Genomic DNA, 18019 nt, shown 5'->3' with positions numbered 1-18019 from the left:
CGGTGCGGGCGGGTCAGCGGGCGCGGACTCCTGCGCGCCAGACGGCGTGCGTGAGCGGCATCCCCGGCCGATACGCCAGGTGCGTGGCGGACGGGGCGTTGAGCAGGTGCAGGTCCGCCCGGTGACCCACCGCGATCGAGCCCACCGCCCGCCCGCCGTCCACGTCGTTCCCGGTCTCCCGGCCCAGCGCCAGGGCACCGCCGTAGGTCGCCGCGCGGACGGCTTCGTGCACGCTGAGCCGCATCTGCAGCACGGCAGTGGTGACGCAGAATGCCATCGAGCTGGTGTAGGAGGTGCCTGGGTTGCAGTTGGAGGCCAGGGCCAGCTGGACGCCGGCGTCGAGCAGTTCACGGCCGGGTGCCAGCGGCTGCCGGGTGGACAGGTCGCAGGCAGGCAGGCAGGTTGCCACCGTGCCCCGTTCGCCCGCGCCGGCCGCAGCCTCCCAGCCGGACCAGCTGTCGGCGAGGACGTGGACGTCCGCGCGGGAAAGGTAGTTGACGTGGTCCACGCTCGCCGCACCGAACTCCACCGCCAGCCGCACGCCCGGGCCCTCGCCCAACTGGTTGCCGTGCACGCGCAGGCCCAGTCCCGCATCCCGGCAGGCCTGGAGCACGCGGCGGGACTGTTCCTCGTTGAAAGCGCCCCGCTCGCAAAAAACGTCGGCCCAGCGGACGTACGGCCGGACGGCGGAAAGCATCGGTCCGCAGACCAGGTCCGTATAGTCCTCTGCGTCCAGGCCGTCCGGGACCACGTGCGCTCCGAGGTAGGTCACCTCGTCCGCGACGGTGGACGCGATCCGGGCGCTGCGGGCCTCGTTGTCCACGTCCAGGCCATAGCCGGTCTTGGTCTCCAGGTAGGTGGTGCCCTGCGCGACGGCCTCCGCGACACGGCCCAGCGCGAGCCTGGTCAGGTCGAAGTCGCCGGTGCTCCGGGTGGCGCCGGTGGTGACCGCGATGCCGCCTGCACCGTAGGCCTCCCCCGCCATCCGGGCCTCGAACTCCGCGGTCCGGTCGCCGGCGAAGATCAGGTGCGTATGCGAATCCACCCAGCCGGGCAGGAGCACGCGGCCAGCGGCGTCGACGGCGTCGTCGGCCGCCGGGGCATCGGCGGCGGCACCGATCCAGGCGATGCGTTCGCCCTCGATCACGATGGCCGCATCCTTGAGGACCCGGTGCTCCGTGTCCTGGGTCATCAGTTCGGCGATGTTGGTGATCAGGGTGCTCATGGGTCCATTCTTCAGCCCCGGATCGACATCCGCGTCGCGGCCAGCGCCGCGGCTGTCCGGGATGCCGGACTGTCGGCCGGGAACGGCGCGCCGGAGCCCTGCCCGGCGAGGATCAGTTCCGAGGCCAGCTCTGCGATGCCGGAGGAGGTCTGGAAGCCGTAGCCGCCTTGGCCGGCAAGCCAGAAGAAGCCGGCGGCCTCGGCGTCGAACCCCACCACGGGGATGCCGTCGGCGGCCTCGGTCCGCAGCCCGGTCCAGGCCCGGCTGACGCCGCGGATTCCCATCGTGGTGACGCTGTTGAGCCGGGTGATCAGGGCCTCGACGTCGCCGGGGTACGGCTGGGCGTCCTCGGGGCCGCTCGGCACGGTTTCGGACGGCGAAATAAGCACCTGCCGCCGCCCGTCCGGCCGGAAGTAGAAGCTGCTGGACGCCACCATCGGGCACCCCTGCGGGAGCGGGTGTTCGACGTCGACGATCGCCGCGGTGCGGCGGTAGGGCTGGAGTCCGAGCTTCTCGACGCCGCTAAGCACGGCGAACTCGTCGGCCCAGGCGCCCGCGGCATTGACCACGACGGCGGCCTCGAGGCCTTCCTGCCCGGCGCCGAGCTCCCAGCCGGAGCCGAGGCGCTGCGCCGAGTGGACCCGGGCGCCGGTGATAATGTCCACGCCGCCTTCGACGGCCCGTTCCCGGTGGTCTTCCAGCAGCAGGGACGCGTTGCAGGCAAAGGATCCGGAATCCAGGCCGGCCGCCGTGAAGGAGTCCGGCTTGAGCGCGGGGCAGATCGCCAGGGCCTCGGCGTGGCTGATGAGGTGCATAAAGCCGCTGGCCTGCTGCCGGACGGTTTCCTCGTCCCCGATCAGCATGAAGCGGCGCGGGGAGAGCACCGGTTCGGGCCGGGTGCCCTCGTGCGTTCCGATGAGTTCCAGGGTGCGCATGGTCAGCTCCTGGACCACGGGCGGGCCGTAACTGGGGATCAGCTGCCGGGCCGAGCGCGAGGAGGTGTGGTAGCCCAGCGACTGCTCGGCTTCGACCAGGGCCACGCTGCATTTGCCGGCGAGGGCGGAAGCAAGGGACAGGCCGGCAATGCCGCCGCCCACGATCACAACATCGTAATTAGCTGACATGCCTCCATCCTTGCACCCGGCAGGAGGTCACGTCAGTAGTTTCCGACCCCTAGCCGGCGGCGGCCACCGTCTCGCGGCTGCGGACAAAGGCCTGGACGCAGCGCTCGACGTCGTCCGTGCTGTGCGCGGCGGAGAGCTGGACGCGGATGCGGGCGGCGCCCTTGGGTACCACGGGGTAGCTGAAGGCCGTGACGAAGACGCCGTTGGCGAGCATCGCGTCCGCGACCTTGGCCGCCATCACGGCGTCGCCGAACATCACCGGGACGATCGCGTGTTCCCCGTCGAGCAGGTCGAAGCCTTCCTCGGCCATCCGGCGGCGGAAGAGTTCGGCGTTGGCGAAGAGCTTGCTGCGCAGTTCGCCCGAGTTCTCCACGAGGTCCAGGGCCTTGAGCGTGGCGGCGACGATGGCCGGTGCCAGCGAGTTGGAGAACAGGTAGGGGCGGGCCTTCTGCCGGAGCATGGCGATGACCTCGCGCCGGCCGGAGACGTAGCCGCCGGAGGCACCGCCGAGGGCCTTGCCGAAGGTGCCGGTATAGATGTCCACCCGGTCCGAGACTCCGGCGTGCTCCGGGGTGCCGGCTCCGGTAGCGCCCATAAATCCGACCGCGTGCGAGTCATCCACCATGACCATGGCGTCGTACTTCTCCGCGAGGTCGCAGATCGCCTCGAGCGGGGCCAGGAAGCCGTCCATCGAGAAGACACCGTCGGTGACGATGATCTTGCGGCGGGCCGGGTTTTCCTGTGTGGTGGCCTCGATCAGCCGGGCCTCGAGGTCGGCCATGTCCTGGTTGGCGTAGCGGAACCGCTGGGCCTTGCAGAGCCGGATGCCGTCGATGATCGACGCGTGGTTCAGGGCGTCGGAGATGACGGCGTCCTCCGGGCCGAAGAGTGACTCGAAGACGCCGCCGTTGGCGTCGAAGCAGCTGGAGAACAGGATGGTGTCCTCGGTGCCGAGGAACTTCGAGACGCGTTCTTCCAGGGCCAGGTGCAGGTCCTGGGTGCCGCAGATGAAGCGCACGCTGGCCATGCCGAAGCCGCGGGAGTCCATGGCGTCCTTGGCGGCGGCGATGATGTCCGGGTGGTCGGCGAGGCCCAGGTAGTTGTTGGCGCAGAAGTTCAGCACGTCCGCGCTGCCCTGGCCGAACTGGCCCGCCTTGATGTGGCTGGCCTGCGGCGAGTCGATGTGCCGCTCGGTCTTGAACAGGCCGGCGGCGCGGATCTCGTCGAGTTCGTGCTGCAGCTGGTCCTTGATGGCTGAATACATGTGCGTTGTGCTCCTCAGCTGGGGTGAATTTTTGTACGGTACCGGAAAACGGGCGGGGCCTAGAAACAGGTCCAGTCGAGCACGACCTTGCCGCCCACGCCGGCGCGGGCGATTTCGAAGCCCTTTTCCCAGTCCGAGGCGGGAAGGGTGTCCGTAACGACGGCGGAGATGTTGGCGTGCAGCACGGGGTTGGAGGACAGCATGGCGCTCATGGCGTACCAGGTCTCGAACATCTCGCGGCCGTAGATGCCCTTCATGGTCAGCATGTGCGTGACCACCTTGCCCCAGTCGATGTCGATGGACTGGCTGGGCAGCCCCAGCATCGCGATCCGGCCGCCGTGGTTCATGTTGTCGATCATCTCAGGCAGGGCGGTGGGGTGGCCGGACATTTCCATGCCGATGTCGAAGCCTTCGCGCATGCCAAGTTCGCGCTGGGCGTCCTTGACCCGCATCTTGGAGACGTCGATCGCGAGGTCGACGCCGAGGCTGCGGGCCAGTTCCAGGCGCGGGGCGGAGACGTCGGTGATGGCGATTTTCCGGGCACCGGCGTGGCGGGCGACGGCGATCGCCATCAGGCCGATGGGTCCGGCGCCGGTGATCAGCACGTCCTCGCCGACCAGCGGGAAGCTCAGGGCGGTGTGCACGGCGTTGCCGAACGGGTCGAAGATGGCGCCGAGCTCCGGGGTCACGGACGGGTCGTGGTGGACCCAGACGTTGGTTTCCGGGATGACGACGTACTCGGCGAACGCGCCGTCGCGCTGGACGCCGACGCTGACGGTGTTGATGCACATCTGCTTGCGGCCGGCCCGGCAGTTGCGGCAGATTCCGCAGACGATGTGGCCCTCGCCGGAAACCCGGTCGCCGACCTTGACGTCCAGGACGTCCTCGCCGATCTCCACGACTTCACCGAAGAATTCGTGGCCCGCGATCAGCGGGGCGTTGATGATCCCCTGGGCCCAGGCGTCCCACGACTGGATGTGCAGGTCCGTGCCGCAGATTCCGGTGGTGACCACGCGGATCTTGACGTCCCCGGCACCGGTCTCCGGCTCGGGGCGGTCGACGAGTTCGAATCCCGCGTGGGCGCCGGACTTGTAGAGAGCCTTCATGGGCCTGCCTAACTGTGTGGGTTGCTATGGTGTGGGTCGCACCAGTGCGGGGCGATTGTGTGGGGCAACTCACCTCATTAGACCGGGCGGAAAGCATTAGCACAACCGAGTTTTTCTCAATCGACGATTTAGGAATGTCTTACCTCTAGGATGAGGGACATGGAAATCCACCAGCTCGAAATGCTCCGCGAACTCGGGGCCCTGGGCAGCGTCAAGGCCGTCGCGGAGACGCTGCTAGTCACCCCGTCGGCGGTGTCGCAGCAGCTGGCCGCCCTGCAGCGGTCCGTCGAGGTCCCGCTGACCCGGAAGGAGGGCCGCAACCTGGTCCTCACCGAGGCGGGCCAGGTGCTCGCGGATGCCGGGGCCGCCGTCGTGAGCGCAATGGCGGATGCGCGGACGGCGATCGGCGCGTACCACGGCTCGCCGGTGGCGCCCGTGACCCTGAGCGGGTTCCACAGCGCCGGCCAGGCGTTGTTCGCGCCGCTCGCCCGGCTGCTGGCGCAACCCGGGCAGCCGCGGATCCAGCTCTCCGACGAGGACGTGGCCCAGCAGGACTTCCCGGCGCTGACCGCGCGCTATGACCTGGTCCTCGCGCACCGGATGGATCACAGCCCGCGGTGGCCGGTGGAACGGGTGGCCGTGGTCCCGCTGGCGCACGAACCACTGGACGTGGCGCTGCCGGCCGGGCACCGGCTCGCCGGCCAGCGGGCGGTGACCGCGGACGACGTCGTCGGCGAGCCCTGGGTGACCAGCCACACCGGCTATTCCCCCGCGGACGTGCTCTCCGCCGTGGCCGCAGTGGCCAGCCGCGAGCTGAACATCGTGCACCGGATCAACGACTACTCCACGGTGGCGGCCCTCGTCGCCACCGGCAGTGTGATCGGGCTGCTGCCGCGGCACACCGCGCGGCCCGTGCTGAACCCGTCGATTGTGCTGAAGCCGCTGGAGGGGATCAGTACCCGGCGCCGGATCGACATCCTGGCCCGGCCGGAGAACCTTAAACGCACATCGGTCATGATGGTCTGCGAGGCGCTGCAGACCATCATGACCGATTTGGTGGGTGGCTAGGGCTAGCCTTCGACGCCGAGGCGCTCCAGGATCAGCTCCTTGACGCGGCCGGCGTCGGCCTGGCCGCGGGTGGCCTTCATCACGCCGCCGACGATCGCGCCGATCGCCTGCAGCTTGCCGCCGCGGATCTTGTCCGCGACGCCGGGCTGCGCGGCGAGGGCCGCGTCGATGGCTTCGAGCAGCGGGCCGTCGTCGGAGACCACGGCGAGGCCGCGCTTCTCGACGATTTCCGCCGGGGTGCCCTCGCCGGCGAGCACGCCGTCCAGGACCTCGGAGGCCATCTTGTTGTTGATCTTGCCGTCCTCGACCATCTGGTTCAGTTCCACGATGGTCGCCGGGGCGACGCCGAGCTGGCCGGGGTCGACGTCGGCGTTCTTGGCGCGTCCGACGATCTCGCCCATCCACCACTTGCGGGCCACCGTGGCGGTGGCGCCGGCGGCGATGGTTTCCTCGATCTCGTCCATCACGCCGGCGTTGACGACGTCGCGGAACTCAAGGTCCGAGTAGCCCCAGTCGGCCTGCAGGCGCTTGCGGCGGGCGGCCGGCGGCTCGGGCAGCGTGGCCCGGAGCTCTTCGACCCACTCGCGCGAGGCGACCACGGGGACCAGGTCCGGTTCCGGGAAGTAGCGGTAGTCGTCCGCGTCGGACTTCGGCCGGCCCGAGGTGGTGGAGCGGGTGTCCTCGTGCCAGTGCCGGGTCTCCTGGATGACCGGCTGGCCGGACTCCAGCACGGCGGCGTGCCGCTGGATTTCGTAGCGGACGGCGTGTTCGACGGCGCGCAGCGAGTTGACGTTCTTGGTCTCGGAGCGGATGCCGAAGCGTTCGCGGCCGTGCGGGCGCAGCGAGACGTTGGCGTCGCAGCGGACGTTGCCGCGTTCCATCTTGGCGTCGGAGACGCCGAGGTTCTTGACGATCTCGCGGACCGCGGCCACGTAGGCCTTGGCCAGTTCAGGCGCGCGGCTGCCGGCGCCCTCGATCGGCTTGGTGACGATCTCGACCAGCGGTACGCCGGAACGGTTGTAGTCCACGAGCGAGTAGTCCGCGCCCTGGATGCGGCCGGCGGCGCCGCCCATGTGGGTGAGCTTGCCGGCGTCCTCCTCCATGTGGGCGCGTTCGATCTCGACGCGGAACACGGTGCCGTCGGAGAGCTCGATGTCCAGGTAGCCGTCATACGCGATCGGCTCGTCGTACTGGGAGGTCTGGAAGTTCTTCGGGGTGTCCGGGTAGAAGTAGTTCTTCCGGGCGAAGCGGCAGGTCTCGGCGATCTTGCAGTTCAGCGCCAGGCCGATCTTGATCGAGGACTCAATCGCGGTCTTGTTCACCACGGGCAGCACGCCGGGCATACCGAGGTCCACCTCGTTGACGTTGGTGTTCGGCTCGTCGCCGAAGACGTTCGGCGCGGAGGAGAACATCTTGGTATTGGTGTTGAGCTCCACGTGGACCTCGAAGCCCAGGACGGGATCGTACTTCTCCATCGCTTCTTCGAAGCTGAGGGTTGCGTCAGTCATTAGTGTGAACCTCCGTGGCTCGAAGCGGCAGCCTCAACCGCCGGTGCGGAATCGGTCAAAGAAGGAGCCGTCAATGAAGGAGCCTTGTCCAGCAGCGGTCCGCCCCACTGCGCCTCGAGCAGGGATTCGAGCACGGCGCCGACCCGGTAGAGCCGGGCGTCCTGGCGGGCCGGGGCCAGCAGCTGGACGCCGACGGGCAGGCCATCCTCATCGGCGAGGCCGCCGGGCAGCGACAGCCCCGGGACCCCTGCCATGTTGGCCGGGATGGTGGCGACGTCGTTGAGGTACATCGCCAGCGGGTCGTTCAGCTTCTCGCCGAGCTTGAACGCCGTGGTCGGCGCCGTCGGGGAGATCAGCACGTCGGCCTGGGCGAACGCGGCGTCGAAGTCGCGCTGGATCAGGGTGCGCACCTTCTGGGCCGAGCCGTAGTAGGCGTCGTAGTAGCCCGCGCTCAGGGCGTACGTGCCCAGGATGATGCGGCGCTTGACCTCGTCGCCGAAGCCCGCGGCGCGGGTGGCGCCCATCACGCGTTCGATCGTCAGCGGACCCTCTTCGGGCAGCACCCGCAGGCCGAACCGGACGCCGTCGAACTTGGCCAGGTTGGAGGAGGCCTCCGAGGGCATGATCAGGTAGTACGCGCCGAGGGCGTACTTGAAGTTGGGGCAGGAGACCTCGACGATCTCGGCGCCGGCGCCCTTGAGCAGTTCCAGGGCCTCGTTGAAGCGGTTTTCGACGCCGGCCTGGTAGCCCTCGCCGTGGAGCTCCTTGATGATGCCGATCTTCATGCCCTCGACGTTGCCGGTCCGGGCCGCGGCCACGAGGTCCTCGAGCGGGTCCGGCAGCGAGGTGGAGTCACGCGGGTCGTGGCCGCCGATCACCTGGTGCAGCAGGGCCGAGTCCAGCACGGTGCGGGAGACCGGGCCGATCTGGTCCAGCGAGGAGGCCATTGCGATGGCGCCGTAGCGGGAGACGCCGCCGTAGGTGGGCTTGACGCCGACCGTGCCGGTGACGGCGCCGGGCTGGCGGATGGAACCGCCGGTGTCCGTCCCGAGGGCCAGCGGGGCCTCGAAGGCCGCGACGGCGGCAGCCGAGCCGCCGCCCGAGCCGCCGGGGATGCGGTCGAGGTCCCACGGGTTGTGGGTGGGCCCGAACGCGGAGTGCTCGGTGGAGGAGCCCATGGCGAACTCGTCCAGGTTGGTCTTGCCCAGGATCGGCATCTTGGCGGCGCGGAGGCGCTCCACCACGGTGGCGTCGTAGGGGCTGTGCCAGCCTTCGAGGATCTTGGAGCCGGCCGTGGTCGGCTGGCCGATCGTGACGATGAGGTCCTTGACGGCGATCGGGACGCCGGCGAGTACGTGGAGTTCCTCGGCGGCGGCGCCTCCCGCTGCGCGGATGGCATCCACCTCCGCGGCGACGGCGAGGGCTTCCTCGGCGTTGACGTGCAGGAAGGCGTTGACCTTGCCGTCGACGGCGGCAATCCGGTCCAGGTACGCCTGGGTAACCTCGACGGCGGTGACCTCGCGCGCGGCGAGCTTCTCGGCGAGCGCGGCGGCGGAGAGGCGGATCAGCTCTGTGTTCTCAGTCATGGGTCTTAGTCCTCATCCAGGATTGCCGGGACCTTGAAGCGGCCCTCATATGCGTCGGGGGCTCCGGAGAGTGCCTGCTCGGCCGTGAAGGTGTGGCCCACCACGTCCTCGCGGAACACGTTCGTCAGCGGGATCGGGTGCGACGTGGCCGGGACGTCATCACCGGCGGCTTCACTAACGGACTTAACCGACTCCACGATGACGGCGAGTTCGCCGGCCATCCTGTCCAGCTCTTCAGCACTCATCTCGATGTGCGCGAGACGCGCGAGGTGCGCGACGTCGTCGCGGTTGATCGCAGCCATGGATCTCCCCTGCAAGGTACGGATTATTTTCCGTCCCAGTCTACGTGTCTACACGGCCTGCCGCCGTCCGACGCCAGGCCGGCGGTGGTCGCCTTTCGGCGGCGGGCCGGACGATCCTCCGCGTGCTCGCTCGTCCCTCGCTTAGACGCACGCTTCCGGATGTCCGTCCCGTCGCCGATGTGCCTCCGTCACCCCTCGCCGTCGTCCCTTAAACCAACCGAGACTGTCGGGTCCGGAAAATCTCCGAACCCGACAGTCTCGTTGTTTTGTTCTTGTGGTGTCTGTTGGTTTCTTAGCCGATGCCGATGGCTCCGGTGAGGACTCCTACGGCGAGCATAACCAGGGAGATGACGGCGGTGCGCCAGAGGACCTTCTTGTGGTGGTCGCCCAGTTCCACCTTGGCGAGGGAGACCAGGAGCAGGATGGCCGGGACCAGCGGGCTCTGCAGGTGGAAGGGCTGGCCGGTGATGGAGGCGCGGGCCATGTCCGCGGCGCTGACGCCGTAGTGGCCTGCGGTTTCGCTGAGCACCGGCAGGACGCCGAAGTAGAAGGCGTCGTTGCTCATGAAGAACGTCATCGGGATGCTCAGCACGCCGGTGATGACGGCCATGAAGGGTCCCATGTCCGCCGGGATGATCTGGACCAGCCACTCCGACATCGCCTTGACCATGCCGGTGCCGTTGAGGACACCGGTCAGGACGGCCGCCGCCATGACCATGCTGACGACGGCGACGATCGACGGTGCGTGGGCGATCAGCTGGGCGCCCTGGTCCTTGACCTTCGGGAAGTTGACCAGCAGGGCGATCGCGGAGGCGACCATAAAGACGAACGGGAGCGGGATGATGTTGGCGACCAGCGTCACCATGACGGCAACCGTCAGGCCCAGGTTGAACCAGAACAGCTTCGGACGGAGGGTCCTGCGGTTCGGGTCCAGGGCGGTGTCCGCCATCGCGGAGTCACGGTCGTCGACAAGGTCCTCGGTGCGCTCCAGGACGGCGACGGAGGACCCTCCGCCGACGGGGCCGGGGCCCTTGCGTCCGAAGCCGAAGCGGCCGGTGCCGCCGGTTCCCCCGGTGGAGGATCCGCCGTCGAACTCTTCGACTGAACCCGGGGCGGCCCAGATTTCGGGGGCCACGGTGCGCAGCCGGTTGCGTTCCTGCAGGCCCAGCAGCCAGGCGAAGACAAACACGACGACGAGGCCGGCGATCAGCGAGGGGACCATCGGGACGAAGACATCGTTGACATCGATTTTGAGTGCGGAGGCGGCGCGGGCGGTGGGGCCGCCCCAGGGCAGGATGTTCATGGTGCCGTTGGCGAGGCCGGCCACGCAGGTCAGGACCACGGGGCTCATTTTCAGCCGCAGGTAGACCGGGAGCATGGCGGCGGTGGTGAGGATGAAGGTGGTGGAGCCGTCGCCGTCGAGCGAAACGGCGGCGGCCAGGATGGCGGTGCCCAGGACAACCTTGGCGGGGTCGTTGCCGAGCTTGCGCAGGATGAACCGGACCAGCGGGTCAAAGAGTCCGACGTCGATCATCAGGCCGAAGTAGATGATGGCGAACATCAGCAAAGCGGCGGTGGAGGTCATCGACTTCATCGAGTCGAGCACCATGGGCCCGATGCCCAGGCCCGCACCGGCAAAAAGTCCGAAGACGGTGGGGACGATGATGAGCGCCAGCACCGGCGTCAGCTTCTTCGTCATGATCAGCACCATGAAGACCGCAATCATGGCGAATCCAAGTAATACCAGCACGGCCGGCTCCTTCTTCTGTGTTCCGCACCACTCCACTGTGATGCGCACTACAGACGTTAGGGTGGGCTGCGTCACGGGAGTGCCTTTGCCTCAATTGATTGGCATACTGCTTGTTGGACGCATTTTGCGCATTTAGCTCACCGGCCGCTGCTGCCGCCGGATCACCGAAGGAGGGCCGCCGTGGGAGCCCTCGCACGCCGTACTCCGTTGAGGTTCACGACGCAGACGCTGCTGCTGCAGCTCGGGGTGGTGGCGCTCGTGGTGTTGCTCAGCAGCGCCGTCCACGCCTGGCTGACGTACGAGCGGCTGGGGCGCGAGGCGGAGAACCAGGCGCTGACCTTGGCCCGCACGGTGGCCTCGGACCCGGCGGTCCGGGCCGAAGTCCAGCAGATCAGCGCGCAGCCCGGCACTCCCCCGCCGGCGGAGCTGCTTGCGGGCCCGCTGATGGCCGCCGCGGAGGGCGCCAGGGCCCGCACGGGTGCGTTGTTCGTCGTCGTCACCGATGAGACCGGACTGCGGCTGGCCCACCCCGACGCCGACCGGCTGGGCGAGCGGGTCAGCACCGATCCCTCCGAAGCCCTCTCCGGCCGGGAAGTCACCACGAGGAATACCGGAACCCTGGGCCCCTCGGCCGGCGCCAAGGTCCCGGTGTTCGCGCCGGGGTCCTCGACCGTGGTGGGCGAGGTCAGCGTGGGCTACTCCACCGAATCCATCGGCCAGAGCCTCGCCCGGGACATCGTTCCGATCGCCCTGACCGCAGCCGGCGCGCTGTTGGCCGGCGTCCTGGTCTCCTTCCTGCTGCGGCACCGCCTCCGGCGCCTGACCCTGGGCTTGGAGCCGGAAGAGATCAGCACCCTGGTGCACGACCAGGTGGCGGTGCTGCAGGGCGTGGACGACGGCGTGATCGGCGTTTCCGCCGACGGCCGGATCAGCGTCTTCAACGCCGCGGCCCGGCGGATGCTGGATCAGCCGGACCTGGCCGGCACTGCCTGGGCAGCGGCGCCGGTGCCGGCGCCGCTGCGGGACCTGACCCGGCCGGACGCCACCGAGGGGGACGCCGTGGAGTTCCTGGCCGGCGGCCGCGTTCTGGTGGCGAGCGCCCGCAAGGCCCTGCACGGCCGGGATGACCTGGGCTGGGTGGTCATGCTCCGGGACCGTACCGAGCTCCAACAGCTCACCCGCCAGCTCGACGCCGTGGGCACCATGTCCACCGCCCTGCGCGCCCAGCGCCACGAGTTCGCCAACCAGCTGCATACCATCGCCGGCTTCATGAGCATCGGGCAGCACCAGCAGGCACGCGACTACCTGGCCAGGCTGGCGGCGACGGGGCCGTTGAAGTTCCCGGTGGACCAGGCTGAGCTGTTGCAGGATCCCTACCTCCAGGCCTTCCTCGGCGCCAAGGGCGTAGAGGCCGACGAACGCGGTGTCAGCCTGCGGCTCGGTCCCGAAACCCTGGTCCGCGGCGTCGTCATCGAACCGCACGAGGTGACCACGGTGCTGGGAAACCTGATCGACAACGCCGTCAACGCCGCCGTCGCCGGCTCCGCGCCGGACCGCTGGGTGGAGGTCGAGGTGCTCGACGAACCGGGCGCCGTGGGCGACGCCGGCACCCTGCACATCCTGGTGGGCGACTCCGGCGACGGCCTGCCGGCCGGAGCCGGCGGGGATGAACCCGGCGGCACGGAGGGTGTCTTCGCGGAGGGGTTCACCACCGGCGGGCCCCCGCCGTCCCCGGGCCCCGCCCGGGCCGGTGCCGGTCAGGGCCTGGGGCTGGCGCTGGCCCGGCAACTCGCGCGCCGCCGGGGCGGCGACGTGAGGGTGCTGGAGCGGGGCACGCCGGGCGGCCCGGGCGCGGTATTCATGGCGACCCTCCCCGGAACCATCGCCGGCGCCACAGAAGACGCCACTGACAACCCCACAGAAGACAAGTCCGAGAACTTGGCAGAAGGAGACAACGTTGTCTGACGATTTCCGGGTCCTGATCGTGGACGACGATTTCCACGTCGCCAAGCTGCATGCGGCCTATGTGGACTCCGTGGCCGGCTTCCTGGCACTCGCTCCCGCCGGCTCGGCGTCGCAGGCCCTGCAGTCCATCCACAGCCTCCGGCCGGACCTGGTGCTGCTGGACGTGTACCTGCCGGACGCCTCCGGACTTGACCTGCTGCGCCAGCTGGACGTGGACACCATGATCCTCAGCGCCGCCTCGGATGCGGCGTCCGTCCGGTTGGCCTTCCGCCGCGGGGCCCTGGGCTACCTGCTCAAACCCTTTACCGCCGAGTCCCTATCCCAGCAACTGCGCTCCTACGCCCGCTACCGGCGGATCCTGGCCCAGGCCGGGAACCTCACGCAGGACACGGTGGAACGGGCCAAGCGCGCCCTGATCCCCGGCGACGTCGCGTCCTCGGCGCGTCCGCGGTCCGCGACCGAGGCTGCGGTGCTGGAGTCGCTCGAGCCGGGCGAACAGTACTCGGCGGCGGAAGTCGCCACCCGGGTGGGTGTTTCCCGGGCCACCGCGCAGCGCTACTTGTCCTCGCTCGCGGACGACGGCGCCGTCGACATCCAGCTGCGCTATGGCACCACCGGCCGGCCCGAACACCGCTACGGCGTGCCCCCGGACGCCCGAAGTTAGGCGGTTCCGGCTCGTCGACCCCGCCGCAACGCATCGCGGGGTCACCAACGGCCCATTCGGGGCCCCGGGACGGACCGTAAGTGACCCCGCGTTGGTGTTAGCTGACGCTCTTCTGCGCGACGAGTTCGACCTCGACCAGCATCTTGGGATCCAGGAACGGGAGCACGTGGACCAGGGCCAGCGTGGGGCGGATCTCGCCGAAGACTTCGCCGTGGGCGCGCCCGGCTTCCTCCCACTGGCTGATGTCCGTCAGGTACAGCTTGGACTGCACCACGTCCGCGTAGCCGAAGCCGGCGTCGGCCAGGACGCTGCCGAGCTTGTCCAGGATGAAGCGGGTCTGAGTGTAGAAGTCCTCGCCCACGATCCCGTCCTCGCCGCTGGCGGCGGTGGCGGAGATGTAGAGGGTGTTGTCCACCTGGACCGCCCGGGAGTAGCCGACCTTCTGTTCCCAGACGGAACCGGTGCCGAATGTCTTGCGCATGGAAGTGCCTTTCACCGTGGGGCGTGGAGTCGGCACCACTTTAGGGCGGCATAAGCCAGGGCGGGTAAACCGGTGGAAATGTGTCGGGCGGGCGGGTTTTTGCCGGGCTGCGTGCCGGCCGCCGAGGCTTTCCCCGCCCTGGGGCTGCGCTCCGGGGGCACTTTGGCACGGACACGCCGTCAACTAGGGCGCCGACGTCGAACATCGCGCCCAAAGTGCCCCCGGACGGTTGCTGCACGGCATCAAGCGGCCTGGTGTTACAACTCCAGGCGGTAGACCAGGAGTTTGATGTCGGTGTCCGGCACGAACCAGTCGCGTTCGGGGACGCGCTGGAAGCCGGTCTTCCGGTACAGGCCGTGGGCGCTTTCCCAGGTCATCCCGGTGGTCAGGGCCACGCCCGTGATGCCGGGCAGCGACCTTGCGTGTTCGATGATGGCGTGCACCATGGCCTTGCCGGCGCCGCTGCGCTGGACCGCCGGGTCCACCACGAGCATCCGGAATTCCAGCTCGTCGGGCCGGGCGATGTCCGCGTACGGCTCCCCCGCGACGGCGAGGGTCACGGAACCCACAACCTGGCCGGCGCGTTCGGCCACCCAGATGGTCGCGTTCTCGTGCCGCCGGGCGACCTGCTGGATTTGCTGCATATAGGGGTGGTCCGCGTCCTCGAAGTGGCCGGCGGCCAGGTAGGCGTCCCGGGTGATGCGGGCGACGGCGTCGTAGTCGGCCGGGACGGCGGGACGAATGAGGATCTGCGAATGCACTTGTCTATGTTACGGGCGCACGGGCGGGCCCGGACGCCAGCGGGCGGTTTCCGTGATGGAACTATCAGAGCGGGAACTTCCCGGAGAGCTCCAGGGGTCCCGCACAGGTCCAGGCCGCGAGCCGCTCCTCGTCGGAGGGGCCGCCGTCGAGCACGCTGGTGAGCCGGGGACGCCGCACCCAGCAGCCGGCCTCCTCCGCGATCAGGGCGCCGGCGGCGAAGTCGTGTTCGTTCAGGCCGCGTTCGCCGTAGGCGTCGTGGGTGCCGTCGGCCACGAGGCAGAGGTCCAGCGCTGCCGATCCGAGCCGGCGGACGTCCGCGAACCCCTCCATCAGTCCGGCCAGCCCGGACGCCTGCTCGGCCCGGACGGACGGGTCGTAGCTGAAGCCCGTCGCCAGGATCTGCCCGGTCCGGCCGGGCACCGGCCCGTTGAGCGGCGTGCGCCGCCCGTTGTCCTCGACCCAGGCGCCGTGGCCGCGCGAGGCGTAGTAGACCCGTCCCAGCGCCGGGGCGTGGACGACGCCGGCCAGCCACGCGCCGTCCGGGCCGGCCACCGCCACCGATGTGCCGTAGTAGACGATGTTGCGGATGAAGTTGGTGGTGCCGTCGAGCGGGTCAACCGACCAGCGGAAGCCGCTGACGGTCTCGGGCAGCACGGTGCCGCCCTCCTCCCCGGTGATCGTGTCCTCGGGCCGGGTGCGGGTGATGACCTCGCGGACGGCGGCCTCCGCTGCAAGATCGAAGGCCGTCACCCAGTCCCCCGAATCGCCCTTGTTGCTGACGTCCAGGGCGCCGGCGCTCCGGCCGGCCAACACCGCGGCACCGGCGGCGGCGGCCTCCCGGGCCAGCTCCAGGAACGCGGACGCCTCCGGGAACTCGGCCGGTCCGGAGGTCACTCGGCCGCCTCCTGGTGGTCCTCGCCGTCCTCGGCGTCGGCGGCGTCAGCGTCGCCGTCGGCGGCTCCGACTCCGGCGTTGTCGAGGCCGGCCGGCCCGTACGCGAGCAGCGCGCGGAAGCCGTCCTCATCCAGCACCGGCAGGCCCAATTGCTCGGCTTTGTCCAGCTTGGTGCCCGCGTTTTCGCCGGCCACCACGTAACTCGTGTTCTTGGAAACGGAGCCGGCCGCCTTGCCGCCGCGGACCAGGATCGCTTCCTTGGCTTCGTCCCTGCTGAAACCTTCAAGGCTGCCGGTAACCACCACGGTGAGGCCCTCGAGGGTGCGCGGGGTGGACTCATCGCGTTCGTCCTCCATCCGGACGCCGTCGGCCGCCCAGCTGTCCACGATGTCGCGGTGCCAGTCCTCGGCGAACCATTCCTTGAGCGCCACGGCAATCACCGGGCCCACCCCGTCGACGCCGGCGAGCTCCTCCTCCGAGGCCTGCCGGATGGCGTCCATGGTCCCGAAAGCGGTGGCCAGGGCGCGCGACGCCCGCGGCCCCACGTGCCGGATGGATAGGGCCACAAGGACGCGCCAGAGCGGCTGGGTCTTGGCCTTTTCAAGCTCACTGAAGAGCTTCTCCGTGGTGGCCGTCGGCTTGGACGGGACCTTGGCGGTGCCCTTGGTGTAGAAGTAGGGCACGAGTTCGAACTCGCCGGTCGGCACGCCCTTGGAGCGCTTTTCGCGGCGGATCCGGACGTCGGCCAGGTCCTCGGGCGTGAGCCGGAACAGGTTCGCCTCGGTGGTGAGCGGGGCGACCTTGGGCTCGGCCGGCTGGGTCAGGGCGATGGCCGCTTCCCAGCCGAGCGCCTCGATGTCGAAGGCGCCGCGGCCGGCGAGGTGGAAGACGCGTTCGCGCAGCTGCGCCGGGCAGGACCGGGCGTTGGGGCAGCGGATGTCGACGTCGCCCTCCTTGGCCGGCGCCAGCGGGGTGCCGCAGGCGGGGCATTCGGTGGGCATCACGAAGTCGCGCACCGGCGGATCCTGGGCGTCCCGGAGGGCCAGCACGGGTCCGACGATTTCCGGGATGACGTCCCCCGCCTTGCGCAGCACCACGATGTCCCCGATCTTGACGCCCTTGGCCTTGACGACCTCCTGGTTGTGCAGGGTGGCCATCTCCACCGTGGATCCGGCGACCTTGACCGGCACCATCACGCCGTACGGGGTGACGCGGCCGGTGCGGCCGACGTTGACGGCGATGTCCAGCAGCTTGGTGTTGACCTCCTCCGGCGGGTACTTGTAGGCCACGGCCCAGCGCGGCACGCGGGAGGTGTAGCCGAGGGCCCGCTGGGTGGCGAAGTCGTCCACCTTGACCACGATGCCGTCAATCTCGTGGCTGAGGCTGTGCCGCTTGTCACCGTAGCGCCGGATGAAGTCCAGCACCTCTTTCAGGCCCGGGAGTACCTCAAAGTAGGGGCTCGTGGGCAGGCCCCAGTCGGCGAGCTGGCGGTAGGTGTCCGACTGGCTGCCGGTCTCCAGGCCTTCGCGGGCGCCGATGCCGTGCACGTACATCTTCAGCGGCCGCTTGGCGGTCTCCGCCGGGTCCTTCTGGCGCAGCGAGCCCGCGGCGGCGTTGCGCGGGTTGGCCAGCGGCGCCTTGCCGGCCGCGATCAGCGCCTCGTTGAACTCCGCGAACGCCCTGGACGGGATAAAGACCTCGCCGCGGATTTCCATCTCGGCCGGGAAGTTGCCGCCTTTGAGCTGCTGCGGTATTTCCTTGATGGTCAGGACGTTGTGGGTGATGTCCTCCCCGGTGAAGCCGTCGCCGCGGGTGGCCGCCCGCACCAGGACGCCGTCGCGGTAGAGCAGGTTCACGGCCAGTCCGTCGATCTTGAGTTCGGTGAGCCACGACGGCGGGGTGCCGCCGTTGCCGAGCTTGGCGATGCCGGCCTCGGCTTTGAGGATCCAGGCCTCCAGTTCCTCGAGCGAGAACACGTCCTCCAGGCTGTACATCCGGGTCAGGTGCTCGACGGCGGCGAAGGCGGCCGACACTTCACCGCCGACCTCCTGGGTGGGGGAATCGTTGGCCACCAGTTCGGGGTGCATGGCCTCGATGGTCTCCAGCCGCCGGAAGAGCTCGTCGAACTCGGCGTCGGAGATGATCGGGGCGTCCTCCTGGTAGTACGCGAAGCGGTGCTTGCGGACTTGCTCGACCAGTTCCTCGTACTCTTCGCGCACGGCCGCGGACGGGACCAGTTCCCCGTCAGGGCTGTGGGTGTCGGTTTCTGTTGCAGTCTTCCCTGTACTCACAGACCTATCCTGCCCTAGATCACCGGCGT

General features: G+C 69.3%; 15 protein-coding genes. 3 read left to right on the top strand and 12 right to left on the bottom strand.

The window, feature by feature from the left end:
* Positions 1–13: 13 nt before the first annotated feature.
* From hutI to tdh, 4 genes are read right to left on the bottom strand one after another with little or no spacing between them, the layout of a single operon-like run.
* A complete protein-coding gene (gene hutI / locus FFF93_RS05215; protein ID WP_138769862.1) occupies positions 14–1225 on the bottom strand; it encodes an imidazolonepropionase in 1212 nt (403 codons plus the stop codon).
* Between the two features lie 11 nt (positions 1226–1236).
* Positions 1237–2349 (bottom strand): FAD-binding oxidoreductase, encoded by a 1113-nt coding sequence (locus FFF93_RS05210; protein WP_138769863.1) that lies wholly within the window; start codon positions 2347–2349, stop codon positions 1237–1239.
* A 49-nt stretch (positions 2350–2398) separates the two neighbouring features.
* The gene (locus tag FFF93_RS05205) at positions 2399–3613 is read right to left on the bottom strand and encodes a glycine C-acetyltransferase (RefSeq protein ID WP_138769864.1); all 1215 of its coding nucleotides are present in this window, start codon (positions 3611–3613) and stop codon (positions 2399–2401) included.
* A gap of 59 nt (positions 3614–3672) precedes the next feature.
* Positions 3673–4719 (bottom strand): L-threonine 3-dehydrogenase, encoded by a 1047-nt coding sequence (tdh, locus tag FFF93_RS05200; RefSeq protein WP_138769865.1) that lies wholly within the window; start codon positions 4717–4719, stop codon positions 3673–3675.
* A 159-nt stretch (positions 4720–4878) separates the two neighbouring features.
* Here tdh and FFF93_RS05195 point away from each other — a divergent pair, with 159 nt between their 5' ends.
* On the top strand, positions 4879–5787 hold the full coding sequence (locus tag FFF93_RS05195) for a LysR family transcriptional regulator (protein WP_138769866.1): 909 nt from the start codon (positions 4879–4881) through the stop codon (positions 5785–5787).
* 2 nt (positions 5788–5789) lie between these two features.
* Here FFF93_RS05195 and gatB read toward each other — a convergent pair whose 3' ends face one another.
* The 4 genes from gatB to FFF93_RS05175 form a co-directional block, all read right to left on the bottom strand.
* Entirely contained in the window at positions 5790–7295 is a 1506-nt protein-coding gene (gene gatB, locus FFF93_RS05190) for an Asp-tRNA(Asn)/Glu-tRNA(Gln) amidotransferase subunit GatB (RefSeq protein ID WP_138769867.1), read from the bottom strand.
* Positions 7295–8881 carry an Asp-tRNA(Asn)/Glu-tRNA(Gln) amidotransferase subunit GatA gene (gatA, locus tag FFF93_RS05185; RefSeq protein WP_138769868.1) on the bottom strand — a complete coding sequence of 529 codons (1587 nt, stop codon included), beginning with the start codon at positions 8879–8881 and terminating at the stop codon, positions 7295–7297. The genes gatB and gatA overlap by 1 nt, the downstream gene beginning before the upstream one ends.
* A gap of 5 nt (positions 8882–8886) precedes the next feature.
* On the bottom strand, positions 8887–9183 hold the full coding sequence (gene gatC / locus FFF93_RS05180) for an Asp-tRNA(Asn)/Glu-tRNA(Gln) amidotransferase subunit GatC (protein WP_138769869.1): 297 nt from the start codon (positions 9181–9183) through the stop codon (positions 8887–8889).
* 292 nt (positions 9184–9475) lie between these two features.
* Positions 9476–10933, bottom strand: coding sequence for a CitMHS family transporter (locus tag FFF93_RS05175; protein WP_138769870.1), 1458 nt, complete (start codon positions 10931–10933; stop codon positions 9476–9478).
* 180 nt (positions 10934–11113) lie between these two features.
* Between FFF93_RS05175 and FFF93_RS05170 the strand changes: the two genes are divergently transcribed.
* Both FFF93_RS05170 and FFF93_RS05165 read left to right on the top strand, forming a co-directional pair.
* Positions 11114–12898 carry an ATP-binding protein gene (locus FFF93_RS05170; RefSeq protein ID WP_261375305.1) on the top strand — a complete coding sequence of 595 codons (1785 nt, stop codon included), beginning with the start codon at positions 11114–11116 and terminating at the stop codon, positions 12896–12898.
* Positions 12891–13562, top strand: coding sequence for a response regulator (locus FFF93_RS05165; protein WP_138769871.1), 672 nt, complete (start codon positions 12891–12893; stop codon positions 13560–13562). The genes FFF93_RS05170 and FFF93_RS05165 overlap by 8 nt, the downstream gene beginning before the upstream one ends.
* A 97-nt stretch (positions 13563–13659) precedes the next feature.
* On the opposite strand, the gene FFF93_RS05160 is transcribed toward FFF93_RS05165, so the two are convergent.
* The 4 genes from FFF93_RS05160 to ligA all read right to left on the bottom strand — a co-directional run bounded on the left by FFF93_RS05160 (position 13660) and on the right by ligA (position 17990).
* Entirely contained in the window at positions 13660–14043 is a 384-nt protein-coding gene (locus tag FFF93_RS05160) for a RidA family protein (protein ID WP_138769872.1), read from the bottom strand.
* 257 nt (positions 14044–14300) lie between these two features.
* Positions 14301–14804, bottom strand: coding sequence for a GNAT family N-acetyltransferase (locus FFF93_RS05155; RefSeq protein ID WP_138769873.1), 504 nt, complete (start codon positions 14802–14804; stop codon positions 14301–14303).
* A gap of 64 nt (positions 14805–14868) precedes the next feature.
* Positions 14869–15699: an inositol monophosphatase family protein gene (locus tag FFF93_RS05150; RefSeq protein WP_138769874.1), complete on the bottom strand. Its 831-nt coding sequence runs from the start codon at positions 15697–15699 to the stop codon at positions 14869–14871.
* Positions 15696–17990 carry an NAD-dependent DNA ligase LigA gene (gene ligA, locus FFF93_RS05145; RefSeq protein ID WP_138769875.1) on the bottom strand — a complete coding sequence of 765 codons (2295 nt, stop codon included), beginning with the start codon at positions 17988–17990 and terminating at the stop codon, positions 15696–15698. Before ligA ends, FFF93_RS05150 begins: the two co-directional genes overlap by 4 nt.
* Positions 17991–18019: the final 29 nt, after the last annotated feature.

Source organism: Arthrobacter sp. KBS0702, assembly GCF_005937985.2.
Lineage (GTDB): Bacteria > Actinomycetota > Actinomycetes > Actinomycetales > Micrococcaceae > Arthrobacter.
This window is presented reverse-complemented; position numbering and strand designations above follow the sequence as displayed.